Raw genomic sequence first — 17,483 nt, 5'->3', positions numbered from 1 at the left:
GCCTGGCCACGGTCTCCGCGGTCGGCGCGGAGCACGACGCCGCTGAACGGGGCACACATGAGTGGGAACACGGTCCGCCGCGACGCGATCAAGGACGTCGAAGCCTACGTCCCGCCCGCGGTCGTCTTCGATCAGACCGAGGCGCCGGGCGAGATCTTCGGCTCGAACGTCTTCAGCACGATCGTGATGCGGCAGCGCCTGCCGAAGTCGGTCTTCAAGTCGGTCATGGCCACCATCGAGCACGGGGCCGTGCTCGACCCGCTGGTCGCCGACGCCGTCGCCTCGGCGATGAAGGACTGGGCGCTCGAGAAGGGCGCCACCCACTACGCGCACGTCTTCTACCCGCTCACCGGGCTCACCGCCGAGAAGCACGACAGCTTCTTCGAGCCGGTCGGCGACGGCTCCGCGCTGGCCGAGTTCGCCGGCAAGACCCTGGTCCAGGGCGAGCCCGACGCCTCGAGCTTCCCCAACGGCGGGCTCCGCAACACCTTCGAGGCCCGCGGCTACACCGGCTGGGACGTCACCAGCCCGGCCTACGTGCTCGAGAACCCCAACGGCAACACGCTCTGCATCCCGACGGTCTTCGTCTCGATGACCGGCGAGGCCCTCGACCACAAGACGCCGCTGCTGCGCTCGCAGCAGGCGATGGGCGAGCACGCCGTCCGCATCCTGAAGCTCTTCGGGCACGTCGCGCCGAAGCCCGTCGTCTCGTTCTGCGGACCGGAGCAGGAGTACTTCCTGATCGACCGGCACTTCTTCCTCGCCCGCCCCGATCTGCTGAACGCCGGCCGCACTCTCTTCGGCACCAAGCCGCCCAAGGGCCAGGAGTTCGACGACCACTACTTCGGCGCCATCCCGGAGCGCGTGCTCGGCTTCATGATGGACACCGAGCGCGAGCTGTTCAAGCTCGGCATCCCCGCGAAGACCCGGCACAACGAGGTCGCGCCGGGGCAGTTCGAGATCGCCCCGATGTTCGAGCGCGGCAACATCGCGGCCGACCACCAGCAGCTCCTGATGACCACGTTCAAGTCGGTCGCCAAGAAGCACGGGATGGAGTGCCTCTTCCACGAGAAGCCCTTCCTCGGGGTCAACGGCTCGGGCAAGCACGTCAACTTCTCGCTCGGCAACAGCGAGCTCGGCTCGCTCCTCGTCCCCGGCGACACCCCGCACGAGAACGCGCAGTTCCTGGTCTTCTGCGCCGCGGTCATCCGCGCGGTGCATCGCTACGGCGGGCTGCTGCGCGCCTCCGTCGCCTCCGCCTCGAACGACCACCGCCTCGGCGCCAACGAGGCCCCGCCCGCGATCATCTCGATCTTCCTCGGCGACCAGCTCGCGGACGTCTTCGAGCAGCTCGCGAAGGGCCCGGCGACCTCGTCCAAGGGGCGCGGCGCGATGCAGATCGGCGTCGACACCCTGCCGATCCTCCCGACCGACCCGGGCGACCGCAACCGCACCAGCCCGTTCGCCTTCACCGGCAACCGCTTCGAGTTCCGCGCGCCGGGCTCGATGCAGTCGGTCGCCGGCCCGATGGTGACGATCGCCACGATCATGGCGGAGTCGCTCGACTTCGCGGCGACCGAGCTCGAGACCGCGGTCGCCGCCGGCACCGACTTCGACACCGCGGTGCAGGATTTCCTGACCGCGATCATCACCGAGCACGGCGCGGTCGTCTTCAACGGCGACGGCTACGCGGACGCCTGGCCGATCGAGGCCGAGAAGCGCGGGCTCGCCAACCTGCGCACGACGCTCGACGCCCTGCCCGAGCTGATCACCGACTCCGCCCTCGAGCTCTTCGAGAAGTACCGGGTCTTCAACCACCGCGAGATGCACAGCCGCTACGAGATCGGCCTCGAGCAGTACGCGCTGTCGGTCGGTGTCGAGGCGCGGCTCACGCTCGAGATGGGCACGACCTCGATCCTGCCGGCCGCCGTGCGGCACCAGACCGAGGTCGCGCTGAACGTCGGCGCGCTCAAGGCCGCCGGAGTCGAGCCGGATCTCGCGCCGCTGCACGAGGTCAGCGCGCCGATCGCCGACCTGCGCACGGCGCTCGCCACCCTGAAGGACGCGCTCGCGGTCGAGCCGGGCCACACGGCCCTCGATGAGGCGGAGCACGCCCGCGCCGCGCTGATCCCGGCGATGGCGGCGGTCCGCGAGGCGGCCGACACCATCGAGGGGCTCATCGCCGACGACCTGTGGCCGCTGCCGACCTACCAGGAGATGCTCTTCATCCTGTAGCCGGGCCCGGCCGATCGCCTCGCCCTGCTCGCCGCCTCAGCGTGCGCGGAGCAGGGCGAGGAACTCGTCCGCCATCGCCAGCTGGTCCTGCAGCTTCGCGCGGCGGAGCGACGCCTCCTCCTCGAACGCGGCCAGTTGCGCGCGGATCGCGGCGGTCTCCTCCGGGGACTCCGCCTGCTCGAGGCTGTCGACGGCGCGGAGCAGCTCGGTCATCGCGTCGAGCGTGTAGCCGAGCGGCTTCATCCGGCGGATGAGCAGCAGGCGGTCGAAGTCGCGCTCGGTGTAGAGGCGGAACCCGCCCTCGGTGCGGCCACTCGGCCGGAGCAGCCCGACCTCGTCGTAGTGCCGGATCGTCCGCAGCGACAGCGACGACCGGTCGGCGAGCTCGCCGATGCGCATGGTCGCCTCGACCTCCTCGGCCGTCAGCTCGGTCGTGCGGTCGTCCGCCATCGTCTCTCCGTCCCGGTGAACCCTCACGTTGCGGTAGGTTTGCCGTCGAGGGTCCCGCACCATTCTCCCCGTGCGCGGGCCCGGCTCGCGCGACGCCGCGCTCCTCCCCTTCCGACCGCCGCTCCCGCCGAGCCCGTCCGCCCCTGGAGACCGTCGTGTCCGTCCCCACCAGCCCCACCAGCCTGCCCGGGCCCCGCCCCGCCGTCGCGAACCGCGCGATCACCGTCCTCGACGCCCTCCGCTCGCCGCGCCAGCTCTCCCGCGAGGTGCTCGCCGGCATGGTGACGACCCTCGCGCTGGTGCCCGAGGTGATCTCCTTCTCGGTCGTCGCGGGAGTGGACCCGATGGTGAGCCTCGTCGCCTCGATCGTCCTCGCGCTGACCATGTCGATCCTCGGGGGGCGCCCCGGCGTGATCACCGCGGCGGCCGGCTCCGTCGCGCTTGTCATCGCGCCGCTCGTCTCCGAGCACGGCGTCGAGTACGTGCTGCCGACGGTGATCCTCGCCGCGGTCATCCAGATCGTCTTCGGCTTCGCCGGTCTCGCCCGGCTGATGCGGTTCATCCCGCGCTCCGTGATGATCGGCTTCGTCAACGCGCTCGGGATCCTGATCTTCCTGGCGCAGGTGCCGCACGTCATCGACGTCCCGTGGATCGCCTACGCGCTCTTCGCGGCGACCCTGCTGATCATCTTCGTGCTGCCCCGCTTCACCACCGCGGTGCCGGCCCCGCTCGTCGCGATCGTCGTCGTGACGGCCGTCGTCATCCTCGCGAACCTCGCCGTCCCGGACGTCGCCGACGAGGGACCGCTGACCGGGCAGCTGCCCGGCATCACGCCGTTCCTGGTGCCGCTCGACCTCGCGACGCTGCAGCTGATCCTGCCGACCGCGCTCAGTGTCGCCTTCGTCGGCCTGATGGAGACGCTGCTCACCGCCAAGCTCGTCGACGAGATGACCGGCACCCCCTCGCACAAGGGCCGCGAGTCCTGGGCGCTCGGCGTCTCGAACCTGCTCGCCGGCTTCTACGGCGGCATCGCCGGCTGCGCGATGATCGGCCAGACCGTGCTCAACGTGAAGACCGGCGGCGCGCGCACCCGCCTGTCGACGATCGTCGCCGGCGTCTTCCTGCTCGCGCTGGTCACCGGGCTCAGCTCGGTGATGGGCCGCATCCCGATGGTGGCGCTCGCCGCGGTGATGATGATCGTCGCGATCAGCACCGTCGACTGGCACAGCCTCCGTCCCTCGACCCTGCGCCGGATGCCCGTGCCCGAGACGCTCGTGATGGTCGTCACCGTCGCGGTCGTCGTCGCGACCGACAACCTCGCGCTGGGCGTGCTGGTCGGCGTGATCCTGGCGATGATCCTCTTCGCCCGCCGCGTCGCCCACGTCATCGCGGTCGAGCGCGCCCTCGCCGACGACGGCGCGTCCGTCCGCTACACCGTGACCGGCCCGCTCTTCTTCGGCAGCAGCAACGACCTCGTCGACCGCTTCGCCTACTCCGACGACCCCGCCGCCGTCGTCATCGACCTCGGCCGCGCCCAGATCTGGGACGCCTCCACCGTCGCCGCCCTCGACTCCATCGAGACGAAGTACCGCGACCACGGCGCCACCGTCACCATCGAGGGCCTCGACGAGCGCAGCACCGGCTTCCACCGCCGCCTGACAGGCCGCCTCGGCAGCTGACCCGCGCCCGCCCCACGCTGATCGATCAGCCCGCCGGTCGGGCCCTCTCCAAGTTGATCGAGCATCCCGCGGATCGAGCTCCCCATGCTGACCGAGTAGCCCGCCGGTCGGGCCCTCTCCATGTTGATCGAGTAGCCCGCGCAGCGGTCTCCCCATGTTGATCGAGTAGCCCGCGCAGCGGGCGTATCGAGATCCGCCCACCGTCTGAAGGACGAGTCTGCAGACCAGCCCTCTTGACGACGTCGGGTCTCGATACGCCCCTGCGGGGCTACTCGACCAGCATGAAGGGGGCGCCGCGCGTACTCTCCCTCACCACCGAGACGTGAAGCGGCTTCGCCGCTCGATACGCCCCTGCGGGGCTGCTCGACCAGCATGAGAAGGGGCGCCGCGCGTCCTCTCCCTCCATCAGCACGGTCCGGGTTGCGCGCGGGGGACCGAGTGGAGGAGCCTCGGAGGCCCCCGGAGTACGCTCGCGCGCATCCCTTCCGACGCTCAGCAAGGAGCACGACCATGACCGACGACGCTCAGGGCTTCACCCTCACCCGGCTGTTCGACGCGACGCCCCAGGAGATCTGGAGCGCGTGGACCGATCCCGACGAGATCGCGCAGTGGTGGCACCCGCGCGGGCTGACCACTCCGCGCGAGTCGGTCGAGGTGGACCTGAAGGTCGGCGGCCGCTACGCCTACACGATGGTCTCGACCGCGAGCGAGGAGACCTACCCGACCGGCGGCGTCTACCGCGAGATCACGGCTCCCGAGAAGCTCGTCTTCACCTGGGGCGAGCCCGGCGACGCGGACGCGCCCGTCGTGACCGTGTCGATCCGCTCGGCCGGCGAGCTGACCCGGCTGACCTTCGAGCTGGCCGGCGTCGACGGCGAGCAGGGCGACGACTCGTTCTACGACGGCTGGGACCAGGCGATCGACGCGCTGGCCGACCACCTCGATCCCGCCGCCTCCGTCGCGGGCTGAGCCTCCTCTCCGGCCCGCGGGGCCGTCAACCCCCTGTGGCCGACGCCGCCGCGCGGGGTTGTCTGGTGGGCCCGGTCTCTCCGAGAGGCGGGGAGAGACGGAGGCGCCCTTGAGCGCGCACACCAGCAGGACCACCGGCGATCGCATCGCCGCGATCGAGACCTACGCCGACGACGCCGGCTGGCACAACCGCATCGCGGGTGCCGCCGTCCCGCTCACCCGCCACGACTCCCGCGAGGAGGCCGAGCGCCTCGGCGCCGAGATGGCGCGCCAGCGCGGCGGCGGCCACCGGGTCCTCGCCTAGCGGCGCTGCCCCGCCCCCGCCGGCGCTGCCCAGGGCCTGCCCAGGGCGCGGTGACAGGCTGGCGGGAGCCGATGACGGCGAACCGGACGAGGGAGCAGTACCCGGCAGCACGACAAGACTGACTCGAAGGAGTGAGTCGTCGTGTCCTGGATCGTCCTGATCGTCTCCGGTGTCCTCGAGGCCGTGTGGGCCACCGCCCTCGGCAAGTCCGAGGGGTTCACCCGCCTCTGGCCGTCCGTGATCTTCGGGGTCGGCGTCGTCGCCAGCCTGTCCGGGCTGGCCTACGCGATGCGCGACCTGCCCACCGGCACGGCCTATGCGGTCTGGGTCGGGATCGGCGCCTCGCTGACCGTGCTCTACGGCATGTTCTTCGGCGGCGAGGGCTTCTCGCTCGTCCGCACGCTGCTGGTCCTCGGGATCGTCGGCTGCGTGATCGGGCTGAAGCTGCTGCACTGAGCCGGTGCTTTCCCAGGCGACGTTCCGCGCCAGCGCGTTGCAGGAGAACGATCGTTCCCCTAGGCTCGGAATTCCAGGGAGAGCGCCGGTACGGCAGGTGCTCCCCGCCCCGAAGGAGGAACCATGCCCACTCGTTCTGCACGCACCGCCTGGAACGGCTCGCTCGAGACCGGCGAGGGCCAGGTCGAGCTCTCGAGCTCGAAGCTCGGCACCTACGACGTCTCGTTCCCCAAGCGCGCGGCCGACGACGCCAACGGCTCGACCAGCCCCGAGGAGCTCCTCGGCGCCGCGCACTCCGCCTGCTACGCCATGCAGTTCTCGGCCGTCCTCGGCCAGGCCGGCGGCACCGTCGAGGCGCTCGACGTCCGCGCCGACGTCTCGCTCGGCCCGGACTCGGCCGGCGGCTTCAAGCTGACCAAGATCGCCCTCGTCGTCAGCGGCGAGGTCTCCGGCATCGACGAGGCCGCCTTCCTCAAGGCCGCCGAGGACGCGAAGAACACCTGCCCCGTCAGCAAGGCGCTCACCGGAGTCGAGATCACCCTCGACGCCACCTTCGAGGGCTGACGCTCCTCGCCCACGCACACAAGCACCCCGTCGCGCACTGCGGCGGGGTGCTTCTGTGCGTGCGGTGGGGGATCTCGATACGCCCGCTGCGCCCCATGTTGGTCGAGTAGCCCCGCAGGGGCGTATCGAGACCCGCCAACACCAGCAGGGCGGGTCTGCAGACTCGCGTTCCGACGTTGGTGGATCTCGATACGCCCGCTGCGCGGGCTACTCGATCAGCATGGAGGGCGCTCCGCGGGCTGCTCGATCAGCATGGAGGGCGCTGCGCGGGCTGCTCGATCAGCAGGGAGGGACCCGAGGTCAGGCGTCCGCGTGGTAGCGGAAGCCGGCGCCGAGGTGCTCCTCGGGCAGGCGGTCGCCGCGGCCGTGCAGCTTCTGGCGGAGGGTGCCCTCGACGTACTCGTCGGGGTAGGCGCCGCGGCGGCGGAGCTCCGGCACGATGAACTCGACGACGTCCTCGAAGGTGCCCGGGGTGATCGCGTAGGCGAGGTTGAAGCCGTCGACGTCGGTGTCCTCGACCCACTCCTGCAGGTGGTCGGCCACCTCGGAGGGCGAGCCGACGATGAACGGGCCGAGCCCGCCGATCGCGCCGAGCTTGGCGATGTCGCGGACCTTCCACTCGCTGCCGTCCTCGTTCGCCTCCTGGAAGTTGGCGACGGTCGACTGGATCGCGTTGCTCTTGACGTTGCCGATCGGCTCGTCGAGGTCGTACTGCGACAGGTCGATGCCCATCCAGCCCGACATGAAGACCAGCGCGCCCTCCTCGCTCGCGTAGGAGAGGTAGTCGCGGTGCTTCGCGTGCGCCTTCTCGCTGGTCTCGTCGGTGATGATCGTCAGCAGCGTGTAGATCTTCGCGGAGTGGCGGTCGCGGCCGGCCGCCTCGAGCGCGTCGCGGATCCGCGAGACGGTGGCCTTCAGACCCGCCTTGGTCGAGGACGCGACGAAGATCGCCTCCGCGTTGCCCGCCGCGAAGCGGATCCCGCGCGGCGAGGCGCCCGCCTGGTAGATGACGGGGGTGCGCTGCAGCGACGGCTCGGAGAGGTGGATGCCGGGGACGGTGAAGTTCTTGCCGCGGTGGCCGATCTCGTGCACCTTCGCCGGGTCGGTGAACACGCCGGACTCGCGGTCGCGGATCACGGCGTCGTCCTCCCACGACCCCTCCCACAGCTTGTAGAGGACCTCGAGGTACTCGTCGGCGACGTCGTAGCGGTCGTCGTGCTCGAGCTGGTCCTCGTGGCCCATGTTGCGCGCGGCGCTGGGGAGGTAGCCGGTGACGACGTTCCAGCCCACGCGGCCCTTGGTCAGGTGGTCGAGCGTCGACATGCGGCGCGCGAACGGGTACGGGTGCTCGTAGGCGGTGCCGGCCGTGATGCCGAAGCCGAGGTGCTCGGTCGCGGCGGCCATCGCCGAGACGAGCAGGATCGGGTCGTTCACCGGGACCTGCGCGCCGTGCCGGATCGCGGCCTCGTTCGAGCCGCCGTAGACGTCGTAGGTGCCGAGGACGTCGGCGATGAAGATGCCGTCGAAGGTTCCCCGCTCGAGCAGCTTCGCCAGATCGGTCCAGTAGGAGAGGTCCTTGTAGCGCCAGGACTGGTCCTGAGGGTGGCGCCACATGCCCGAGGACTGGTGGGCGACGCAGTTCATGTCGAAGGCGTTGAAGCGGATCTGACGAGTCATCCCTCGATCGTGCCCAGAGTGGCCGGGAATCGGCACCGCTGTCGTCGCACGACGTCACAAAGCGATGGCCGTCGGACTGCACCCTCAACCCGAAACAGCGCCGCCCTCGATTCGGGTTGTAGCCTTAACCCGAAACAACGCACCCGCTGATTCGGGTTGTCGAGGGGAGCCCGATGACGTCCGAGTGGCCGGCGCACGAGCACGAGACGCGGCCCTGGCGACAGACCGTCCGGGCCGGCACGCGCGCGGACCGGATGCTCAGCGAGGTCGTGGTCGCCCTGCCGCCGCTGATCGCGGAGTGCTCCTGGGAGCCGCCGCCCGCCTCCCGGCCGGCCCTCGACGACGCGCGACACGCGGTCATCGCCCTGGACGCCGAGTACGGGAGCCGGCTCCGCGTGCTCGGTCGGCTCCTGCTCCGCACCGAGGCGGTCTCCTCCTCCAAGATCGAAGACGAGGAGGCGAGTCTGGAGGACTGCGCCCGCGCCACCGTCGGCATCCGCGCGAACTCCAGCGCGACGTCGATGGTGGCCGCGGCCGACGCGATGACGGGCATGGTCGACGCCGCCGGCCGGACGGGCCTGATCGACGAGGCCGCGATCCTCACGGCGCACCGGGTCCTGATGGCCGACGACCCGGTGGACGCCCGCTCCGCCGGGGCCTACCGGCCGATGCAGAACTGGATCGGCGGCAGCGACCACTCCCCGCGGGGCGCGGTGCACGTCCCCCCGCCGCCCGAGACGGTCCCCGCGCTGATGGCCGACCTGATCCGGTTCTCGAATCGGAGCGACCTCGACCCGATCGTGCAGGCCGCGATCGCGCACGCGCAGTTCGAGTCGATCCACCCCTTCACCGACGGCAACGGGCGCATCGGCCGCGCGCTGATCACCGCGATCCTCCGCCGTCGCGGGCTGACGAGGACCACGGTCGTCCCGGTGGCGTCGGCGCTCGTCGCGGATCGCGAGCGCTACTTCGAGCTGGTGAACGACTGCCGGGACGGGGCGCTCGCGCCCTTCGTCGACGAGCTCGCGCGGGCCTGCGCGGTCGCGGCTCCGGAATCGGCCCGGACGGCCGCCGTCCTCGAGTCGCTCCCGGCCGCTTGGCGGGCCGCCGTCCGGCCGCGCGCGGGGAGCGCGGCGGCGCTCCTCCTCGACGGGCTGCTCGACCACCCGATCGTCACGACCGCCCGCGCGATCGCCCTGACCGGACGGGCGCCCTCGAGCGTCGGCGCGGCGATCGGGCAGCTCGTCGCCGTCGGGGTGCTGACTCCGCTGACCGACCGGAAGCGGGACCAGGCCTGGGTGGCCGTCGACGTCCTCGACGAGCTGGCCGACCTGGAGGACCGCATCGGCACGGCGATGCTCGACGCGCAGTCGGGCTGAGCCGTTCGAACTGCTCGCCCGCTACGCCAGCTCGCGGGCCAGGAAGCGCACGTGCTCGCGGATCTGGAACACCTCGCCGCCCTCGTGGCCGTTGAACGGGTAGACCCGGATCTCGCGCGGGCCGGCGTAGCGGTTGTAGGAGGCGTAGACGGTGGAGGGCGGGCAGATCTCGTCGAGCAGGGCGACGGAGAACATCGCCGGGACCTCGGCGTGCGGGGCGAACGAGGTGCCGTCGAAGTAGGACAGCGTGTCGAAGACGAACGACTCCGAGCCGCGGTGGGTGCGCAGGTAGCGCACGACCTCGCCGTACGGCATGGACTCCACGATCCGCACGGCGTGGCCGATGTGGCTGAGGAACGGGACGTCGATGATCGCGGCGCGCGCCGACTCCGACTCGCCGAGCAGGCCCAGGACGCCGGCGACGGCGAGGCAGATGCCGCCGCCCTGGCTGCCGCCCGAGATCGCGACGCGCGCCGGGTCGACGGCGGGGTGCGCCCGCAGCACGTCGAGCGCGAGCACCGCGTCGGTGAAGACGCGGCGGTAGAAGTGGTCCGCGGGCGACTCGATGCCCTGGGTCATGAAGCCGCTGACGTGCGGGCCGCTGCCGACCGGGTCGGGGGTGTCGCCGCCGCGGTGGCCGGAGCCCTGGCCGCGGGTGTCCATCACCAGGTGCGCGTAGCCGGCGGCGCTCATCGCGGTCCACTCGTCGACCAGGCCGCGGCCGCCGCCGTAGCCGATGTAGGTGACCAGCGCGGGGAGCGGGCCCTCGACGCCGCGGGGGAGGATCAGCCAGCCGCGGATCGGGTGGCCGCCGAAGCCGGAGAAGGTGACGTCGAACATCTCCAGGAGCGGGAAGCCGGCGTCGACGGGCTCGAAGACGGGCTCGGTCGCGAGGCCGCGGGCCTCGGCGATGGTCTCGCGCCAGAAGTCCGCGAAGCCCTCGGGCTCCGGCAGGTCGGGCTGGTACTGCTCGAGGAGCTCGAGCGGGAGGTCGAACTGCGGCATCGCGGTCTCCGGGGTCGTTCGTCAGCGGACGCTCGAACCTATCGCGGCGACGCGCGTCCGCGGTGCCTGGACGCGGCGTGGGAGTGCGCCCCACGACGGAATTCCTCCCCTCCGCGGGCGTTCCCTTCCCCATGACCACTTACGGAATCATCGGAGCAGGCAACATCGGCAGCCAGGTCGCGCGCGCGGTCCTCGCCCAGGGCGACGAGGTCGTGATCGCCAACTCGCGCGGTCCCGAGACCCTCGCCGACCTCATCGCGGAGCTCGGCCCGAAGGCGCGCGCCGCCACGGCGCAGGAGGCGGCCGAGGCCGCGGAGATCGCGGTCGTGACCGTGCCGCTGAAGAACCTCGACGAGGTGCCGGTCGCGCCGCTCGCCGGGAAGATCGTCCTCGACACGAACAACTACTACTTCGAGCGCGACGGCCGCATCGAGGCGCTCGACAAGGGCGAGACGACCACGAGCGAGATGCTGCAGAAGCACCTCCCGGAGTCGAAGGTCGTCAAGGCGTTCAACCACATCATGGCCGCGGACATCACGACCGACGGCACCCCCGCCGGCAGCGAGGACCGCCGCGCCCTCGCCACGTCGAGCGACTACCCCGAGGCCGTGCACTTCGTCACCGACCTCTACGACCGCCTCGGCTTCGACACCGTCGCGATCACGCCGCTGAGCGAGTCCTGGCGCGTCGAGCGCGACCGCCCCGCCTACGTGGTGCGGCAGAACCGCGAGGAGCTCGAGGCCAACCTCGCGAAGGCCCCGCGCACGGTCTGACCGGTCGGCTCCGGCCCCCGGTCCCACGGGCGGGGGGCAGCGCCTGCGACACTGGAGCGAGACCCACCGCGCACCAGTGAGCCCGTCGGCTCCGAGAGGAGAGGTCCGCGCATGCCCCCCGAGATCCATCGTTTTCCGCCTCGACACGGCCTCACCCGCCGCGGCGTCGTGCTCGGCGGACTCGCCGTCCTGCCGCTGCTGAGCGCCTGCACCTTCGACTCCACGTCCCCCTCGGACTCCGAGCCGCAGGAGGCGCCGCGCACGCAGGCCGCCGCGCCCGCCGGTCCGGTGGCGCTCGCCGCCGACGCCGCGAGTGCGAGCGCTCTGCTGTTCACCGCGGCGCCGCTCGTCGTCGTGGTGGAGGACGTGCCCGCCTCGGTGCTGCTCGCCGCGCAGGTGAGCATCGCCTGGGGCGTGCCGCTGCTGGTGGAGAGTGCCGGATCCACGTCGACCGCGACGGCCTCGGCCTCGCCGTCCGGCTCCTCGATCGACGCCGAGCTCGCTCGGCTCGGCACCACCCGTGTCGTCGCCGTCGGCGCCGTGGCGGAGCGCGCGGGTGTCGACACCGTGACCGCTGCCGCCGAGGCCGCCGCGATCGAGGAGGCGACCGGAGTCGCGGTCGGCGCGCTCGACGCCGCCTCCCTCGCCTCCCTCGTCGCCCTCGCACCCGGCGCCCCCGCGGAGCCGCCCTTCGGCGCGCTGCCGGCGCGGGCCGAACCGCTCGCCGGGGTGACCGCCCTCGCCCAGGCCGCCGACGTCGCGGCCGTCGCGAACGCGCGCGCGGTCGGCGTGCCGGTGAGCCTCGTCGACGACGGCGTCACCGACCTGCTCGCCTCGGGGTCGGCCGTCACCGCGATCGCCGACGCGGGCGCCTCCTGCACCCTGCTGCTCGGCCCGGTGCTCGCCGCGCAGTCGCTGCCGGAGTGGTCGGTGCGCGCCGCCGCGAGCGGCTGGCAGCTGCCCGGCGGCGGGCAGCGCCTCTTCGGCGGACACCTCTACGTCGCGATCTACGGCACGCCCGGCGCACCCGTCCTCGGCGTGCTCGGCGAGCAGGGCCTCGATGCGACGATCGCGCGGGCGGAGGCGGTGGCCGAGCCGTACCGCTCGCTGACCGATCTGCAGGTGGTGCCGAGCCTCGAGATCATCACCACCGTCGCGGCGGGCAGCGCAGGCGGTGACGGTGACTACTCCAACGAGCTCGAGCCGTCGGGCATCCGCCCCTACATCGACGCGGCCGCCGCGGCGGGCATGTACGTCGTGCTGGACCTGCAACCGGGCCGCTCCGACTTCCTCAGCCAGGCGCAGGCCTACGAGGAGCTGCTGCGCCTCCCGAACGTCGGCCTCGCGCTCGATCCGGAGTGGCGGCTCGCTCCCGACGAGGTGCCGCTCGCGCAGATCGGCCGCGTCCAGGCCGCCGAGGTCGACAGCGTCTCGAGCTGGCTCGCGGACCTCGTGCAGCGCGAGGGCCTGCCGCCGAAGATGTTCGTGCTGCACCAGTTCCGGCTGTCGATGCTGCAGGACCGCGACAGCATCCGCCGCGACCGCCCCGAGCTCGAGTTCCTGATCCACGTCGACGGCCAGGGCGGCCAGCCCGACAAGCAGGCCACCTGGAACGCCCTGCACGAGGGCGCTCCCGAGGGCATCGCCTGGGGCTGGAAGAACTTCTACGACGAGGACCTCCCGATGCTGACCCCCGCCCAGACGATGTCGGAGGTCGCCCCCCTCCCCGACCTGATCACGTACCAGTAGCCCCTCCCTCCGCGAGATGCCACTTGTGCACGCGACACGCCGTGAAAAGCGTGCACAAGTGGCATCTCGCGATGTGATGCCGGCGACGCGGGCGGACCGGATGGCTGCCCTCAGTAGTGGTAGCGGGCCTGGAGGACGGTCACGCGGTCGGCGTCCGCGACGTACACGAGGCGATTCGCCTCGTCGATCCGGCGCGACCAGGCTCCGGCGAGCGCGTGCTTCAGCGGCTCCGGTTTGCCGATCCCCTCGAACGGATCGTCGCGCAGGACATCGGCGATCAGCAGATTCACGCGCTTGAGCGTCCTGCGGTCCTGGGTCTGCCAGAACAGGTAGTCGTCCCAGGCCTCGGTCGTCCAGGCGAGCAGGCGGGTCACGGCTCGAGCAGGTCCCGCTCCATTGTGTCCCCGGAACGCGCGCTCTCGAGCGCCGAGAGCAGTCGGCGGGCGTTCTCGGGGGAGCGGAGCAGATAGCTCGTCTCGACGAGCGAGTCGTACTCGTCCTTCGACATCAGGACCGCCGATCCGCGCTTGGACGTGATCTCGACCTCCGTCTGGTCGAGGTTGACGCGCTCGATGAGTCCGAATAGATCTCGACGCGCCTCGCTGGTCGTGATGGCCATGATGTCCTCCAGAGTCGTACCAGAAACGGTACCACTCAGTCCGACCCGGTGGAGAGTGTCGCGAGATGCCACTTGTGCGCGCGACACGCCGTGGAAAGCGCGCACAAGTGGCATCTCGCGGGAGGGGTCAGCCGGTGATGAGGACGGCGTCGAGGAGGAGGGTCCGGCCCTTCGCGGCGGGGTTGCGGTCGGCGGTGGCGCGGAAGGAGACGGTGTGCACGCCGGCGGGGAGCACGGCGCTGGTCCAGACGGTCCGCCGGTACTGCGTCGTGCTGCTGTAGCGGTCGATCCGGGCGACGCGGACGCCGTCGAGGTAGACCTCGTTAATGCCGCCGGACGGCGAGAGCCGGCTGATCCACTGCACGCCGGTGCCGGTGAACGTCATCGTCGTGGTCGCGGTGGCGCCCGTGCTGTAGGCCGAGCCGCCGCCGTCGTCGGACGCGGCCTTGAGGGTCGTCCAGGTTCCGGAGCGCGTGAGGGCGGGCGAGGTCTCCTGGTAGCGACCCGGTCCGGAGACGCCGGGCGTCGGGGTGGGAGTGGGGGTGGGCGTGCGGGTCGGAGTCGCGGTAGCAGCCGGGGTCGGGGTCGGGGTCGGTGTCGCGGTGGCTGTCGGCGTCACGGTCGGCGTCGGCGTCGATCCGCCGCCCAGCGCCGCGATGGCGCTGCCCGCGAGCAGGAGGGCGCCGACGCAGAAGGGCGGCGAGTCGGCGATCAGGGTGCCGGCCGAGGTGACCGTCGCGGCCGTGCGCGGTGCGGCCGCGGCGTAGCTCCCGGCGGGCTGGAAGCCGACCGACTGGCAGCCGGTCACGAAGCCGCTCGGCTTCAGCGAGACGGTCGTCAATCCCTGCCACGCCCGGGTGACGGCGGGCAGGTAGGTCGCCCGGTCGAGAGTGCCGGAGGAGATCCCGGCGGCCAGCGCGTAGGCGAACAGCGCCGTGGAGCTCGTCTCGGGCGCGGGGAAGGCGCTGCTGTTCAGGAGGCTCGATCGCCAGAGCCCGTCGGAGCCCTGCAGTCCGATGACGCGGGCGGCCATCGTCCGCAGCATGGCCTGGTACGGGACGGCGCGCGCGTCTCCCGCCGGGAGCGCGTCGATCACGTCGGCCATCGCGGCCATCGCCCAGCCGTTGCCGCGGCCCCAGAAGACCTTGTTCCCGCCGGCGTCGGGCACGCCGACGTAGCGGCAGTCGCGATACCAGAGTCCCTCGGCGGCGTCGAAGAGCCCGGACTGCGGCACCGCCCTGCCCGCGCAGCGGTCGCTCTGCGCGCCCTGGTCGCGGGACCACTCGTAGAGGGCGTCCATCTTGGCGAGGTAGGCGGGGTCGTTCTTCCGCTTCGACCAGGACGCCCAGTTCGGCAGCCCCATGAAGAGCGCGTCCGACCAGTCGTACTGGTCGAGCGGGAGGGTCGCGAGCCCCTGGGCCATCCGGGCGTCCATCGAGGTCAGCGAGGCGCGCGGGTCGGACGCGTTCAGCGCGTGGTAGACCTGGCCGGCCTTGAGGTCGTCCGGGTCCAGCCCGGTGGACGCGACCTTCCAGGAGGTGAGGCCGCCCCAGGTCATGCCGTCGGCGAGGTAGGCGGGATTCCCGGACGCGGAGTACAGCGCGTTCTCGCCCTGCTCGAAGGTCGCCCACGACCAGCCGGCGAGGGTGGACACCGGCGCCAGGCGGAGGATCGGGCGGTAGTAGTCGGCCGCGAGCGACGTCTTCGCGAGGATCGCCGAGGCGGACGGCAGCGGCGCGGCGGGCGGATCCGCCGCCTGCACGGCGCCCGCGGTCAGCAGGGGGACGAGGACGAGGGCGAGTGCCGCCCGCAGAGCCGACATGGTCGCTCCAGATCCTGCGCGCAGGGGACGGTGCGCGCTGAGGGGGAGAACCCAGGGGGCGGGGCCCGGAGGGGAACGGAGAAGAACACGCCCGGAGTCAGAGGCTGCATCTGCGGGGATCCGGTCAAGCGCGCGTCATCGAGCGGCAGCACGCCCGACAGTAGACCTCCGGGTGACCAGTGCAACACCCTCCCCGCTCCGCGAGATGCCACTTATGAGCGCGACACGCCGTGAAAAGCGTGCACAAGTGGCATCTCGCGGAGGGGGGCGGACGGGGCCGGCGTCAGGAGGGCTGGTGGGCGGCCTCGCGGCGGCCCTCCTCCTTGGCCTGCTCGACGAGGGCGGCGACGCGGCGGCGGGAGCGGGTGCGGCCGGCGAGGAGCGCGGCGAGGATCAGGGCGAGGCCGAGCAGGACGGCCAGCTGGGGCAGGGGGACGGCGGCGGTGGTGGTCGACTCGGTGAGCGGGGCGATGTCGACGGGGTCGAGGCCCTCGGGGGTGACGACGGTCGGGGCGACGGTGAGGTCGGTGCCGACGGCGAAGAGCGGCCAGACGTCGTCGAGCGGGAGGGTGACGGCGCGGCGGTCGCCGGGGAGCAGCTCCTGCTGGGCGGCGTCGGCGGCGACGAGCGGGGCGGTGGCGCCCTGGGCGGTGGCGCTGCCGTCGAGGAGGAGGCGGACGTTGCCGGTGTTGACGATGTCGGCGGTGACGGTGAGGGCGCCGGGCTGGAAGGGGTTCCAGGAGAGGCGGTAGTCGCCGGCGAGGTTCTCGACGGCGACGGCGGGGGCGACGTCGCCGGTGACGCGGGTCATCACGCGGAAGCCGATGCGGCTCTCGACGCCGACGGAGGAGCCGCCGACGTCGGTGCCGACGGAGACGAGGGAGGCGGCGAGGCCGGCGGCGTGGTCGCCGGGCTCCGCGTCGTCGGGGACGGTGACGGTGAAGGGGACGATGCCGGTGCCGCCGGGCTCGACGGTGACGGTCTCGGGCGCGGTGATCCAGGTGCCGGCGTCGACGGACTCCTGGTCCGAGGGGAGCATGTTGAAGCGGCCCTTGTCGGTGAAGTAGCCGTCGGCCGCGTCGATGCGGAAGGTGACGGTCTGGTCGCTGAGGTTGCGGACCGCGGCCTGCTGGTCGGCGGTGGCGCCGGGGTCGAGGTCGAGCTCGACCCAGGAGCGCTTGTCGACGGCGCCGTCGGTCGCGGGGCTGACCGCCCAGGTGATCTGGTCGGTCGCGGCGAGGGCCGGGGGAGCGGCGGAGAGCGCGAGCGCGCCGACGAGGACGGCGAGGAGGGCGCGGAGCACGGAGGTCATGGGGAGTCCAGGTTCTCACGGGGTGGGTCTCGATACGCCGCCCATGACGGCTACTCGACCAGCATGGACAGCGCGGGCCGACCGCTCGCGGAACCAGCCCGCGGAGCGGGTCCGCTGCATGCTGATCGAGCAGGCCGCGGAGCGGGCGTATCGAGATCCGGCGTGTTCGGCGGGGTGGGTCTCGATACGCCGCCGGCGGCGGCTACTCGACCAGCATGGGGCGCGGAGCGTCCGTCTCATGCTGATCGAGCAGCGCGCGATCCGGCGACGGCGGCTACTCGACCGGTCGGCTCACTCGAAGAGCGAGAGGGTGAGGGTGGAGCTGTAGTCGCCGGCGTCGACGGTGGTGGGGGTCTTCAGGGTCAGGGCCGCGTTCGCGGTCCAGGAGCCCTCCTCGGCGACTCCGGCGCTGTCGTTGGTGATGGCGAGGAGCTCCTGGTCGACGAGGCCGACGCCGTCGGGGCCGCCGTCGATGGCGGTGTCGACGACG

At 72.0% G+C, this 17,483-nt stretch carries 16 protein-coding genes, 1 pseudogene and 1 riboswitch; of the genes and pseudogenes, 9 read left to right on the top strand and 8 right to left on the bottom strand.

The annotated features are described in order from the left end of the window. Positions 1-57 precede the first annotated feature (57 nt). On the top strand, positions 58-2,235 hold the full coding sequence (locus EDF17_RS18700; RefSeq protein ID WP_123444481.1) for a glutamine synthetase III: 2,178 nt from the start codon (positions 58-60) through the stop codon (positions 2,233-2,235). Positions 2,236-2,271: 36 nt separating this feature from the next. On the opposite strand, the gene EDF17_RS18695 is transcribed toward EDF17_RS18700, so the two are convergent. Continuing rightward, complete coding sequence (locus tag EDF17_RS18695; RefSeq protein ID WP_123444482.1) at positions 2,272-2,685, bottom strand: MerR family transcriptional regulator; 414 nt, start codon at positions 2,683-2,685, stop codon at positions 2,272-2,274. A 182-nt stretch (positions 2,686-2,867) separates the two neighbouring features. On the opposite strand from EDF17_RS18695, the gene EDF17_RS18690 reads away from it, so the two are divergent. The 5 genes from EDF17_RS18690 (at position 2,868) to EDF17_RS18670 (ending at position 6,657) form a co-directional block, all read left to right on the top strand. Continuing rightward, on the top strand, positions 2,868-4,364 hold the full coding sequence (locus tag EDF17_RS18690) for a SulP family inorganic anion transporter (RefSeq protein ID WP_243732977.1): 1,497 nt from the start codon (positions 2,868-2,870) through the stop codon (positions 4,362-4,364). Positions 4,365-4,874: 510 nt separating this feature from the next. Beyond that, the gene (locus EDF17_RS18685; RefSeq protein WP_123444483.1) at positions 4,875-5,333 is read left to right on the top strand and encodes an SRPBCC domain-containing protein; all 459 of its coding nucleotides are present in this window, start codon (positions 4,875-4,877) and stop codon (positions 5,331-5,333) included. A gap of 109 nt (positions 5,334-5,442) precedes the next feature. Further along, positions 5,443-5,637, top strand: coding sequence for a DUF2188 domain-containing protein (locus EDF17_RS18680; RefSeq protein WP_123444484.1), 195 nt, complete (start codon positions 5,443-5,445; stop codon positions 5,635-5,637). Between the two features lie 62 nt (positions 5,638-5,699). Continuing rightward, positions 5,700-5,765: riboswitch (guanidine-III (ykkC-III) riboswitch) on the top strand. Between the two features lie 13 nt (positions 5,766-5,778). Then, complete coding sequence (locus EDF17_RS18675) at positions 5,779-6,093, top strand: multidrug efflux SMR transporter (RefSeq protein ID WP_123444485.1); 315 nt, start codon at positions 5,779-5,781, stop codon at positions 6,091-6,093. 123 nt (positions 6,094-6,216) lie between these two features. Further along, positions 6,217-6,657, top strand: a complete 441-nt coding sequence (locus tag EDF17_RS18670) for an OsmC family peroxiredoxin (RefSeq protein ID WP_123444486.1) — start codon at positions 6,217-6,219, stop codon at positions 6,655-6,657. 300 nt (positions 6,658-6,957) lie between these two features. Here EDF17_RS18670 and EDF17_RS18665 read toward each other — a convergent pair whose 3' ends face one another. Beyond that, on the bottom strand, positions 6,958-8,334 hold the full coding sequence (locus EDF17_RS18665) for an LLM class flavin-dependent oxidoreductase (protein WP_123444487.1): 1,377 nt from the start codon (positions 8,332-8,334) through the stop codon (positions 6,958-6,960). A 173-nt stretch (positions 8,335-8,507) separates the two neighbouring features. On the opposite strand from EDF17_RS18665, the gene EDF17_RS18660 reads away from it, so the two are divergent. Beyond that, positions 8,508-9,713, top strand: coding sequence for a Fic family protein (locus EDF17_RS18660; RefSeq protein ID WP_123444488.1), 1,206 nt, complete (start codon positions 8,508-8,510; stop codon positions 9,711-9,713). Between the two features lie 21 nt (positions 9,714-9,734). On the opposite strand, the gene EDF17_RS18655 is transcribed toward EDF17_RS18660, so the two are convergent. After that, on the bottom strand, positions 9,735-10,718 hold the full coding sequence (locus EDF17_RS18655; RefSeq protein WP_123444489.1) for an acetylxylan esterase: 984 nt from the start codon (positions 10,716-10,718) through the stop codon (positions 9,735-9,737). 131 nt (positions 10,719-10,849) lie between these two features. On the opposite strand from EDF17_RS18655, the gene EDF17_RS18650 reads away from it, so the two are divergent. Both EDF17_RS18650 and EDF17_RS18645 read left to right on the top strand, forming a co-directional pair. Next, the gene (locus EDF17_RS18650) at positions 10,850-11,491 is read left to right on the top strand and encodes an NAD(P)-binding domain-containing protein (RefSeq protein ID WP_123444490.1); all 642 of its coding nucleotides are present in this window, start codon (positions 10,850-10,852) and stop codon (positions 11,489-11,491) included. A gap of 111 nt (positions 11,492-11,602) precedes the next feature. Then, positions 11,603-13,240 carry a hypothetical protein gene (locus tag EDF17_RS18645; protein WP_133672158.1) on the top strand — a complete coding sequence of 546 codons (1,638 nt, stop codon included), beginning with the start codon at positions 11,603-11,605 and terminating at the stop codon, positions 13,238-13,240. A gap of 110 nt (positions 13,241-13,350) precedes the next feature. On the opposite strand, the gene EDF17_RS18640 is transcribed toward EDF17_RS18645, so the two are convergent. From EDF17_RS18640 to EDF17_RS18620, 5 genes and pseudogenes are all read right to left on the bottom strand, one after another. Next, positions 13,351-13,614, bottom strand: a complete 264-nt coding sequence (locus EDF17_RS18640; RefSeq protein ID WP_123444492.1) for a Txe/YoeB family addiction module toxin — start codon at positions 13,612-13,614, stop codon at positions 13,351-13,353. Next, positions 13,611-13,859: a type II toxin-antitoxin system prevent-host-death family antitoxin gene (locus EDF17_RS18635; protein WP_123444493.1), complete on the bottom strand. Its 249-nt coding sequence runs from the start codon at positions 13,857-13,859 to the stop codon at positions 13,611-13,613. Before EDF17_RS18635 ends, EDF17_RS18640 begins: the two co-directional genes overlap by 4 nt. Positions 13,860-13,986: 127 nt before the next feature. Continuing rightward, a complete protein-coding gene (locus EDF17_RS18630; protein WP_123444494.1) occupies positions 13,987-15,681 on the bottom strand; it encodes a glycoside hydrolase family 88 protein in 1,695 nt (564 codons plus the stop codon). Between the two features lie 283 nt (positions 15,682-15,964). After that, positions 15,965-16,993 (bottom strand): DUF916 domain-containing protein, encoded by a 1,029-nt coding sequence (locus tag EDF17_RS18625; protein WP_123444495.1) that lies wholly within the window; start codon positions 16,991-16,993, stop codon positions 15,965-15,967. A gap of 291 nt (positions 16,994-17,284) precedes the next feature. Next, positions 17,285-17,483, bottom strand: a pseudogene (locus tag EDF17_RS18620) (hypothetical protein); the annotation flags it as partial.

Origin of the sequence: Rathayibacter sp. PhB1, from assembly GCF_004362935.1 — a bacterium.
In the GTDB taxonomy this organism is placed as follows: Bacteria; Actinomycetota; Actinomycetes; order Actinomycetales; family Microbacteriaceae; genus Rathayibacter; species Rathayibacter festucae.
The sequence above is the reverse complement of the archived record's forward strand: the minus strand, read 5'-3'. Positions and strand labels throughout refer to the sequence as shown.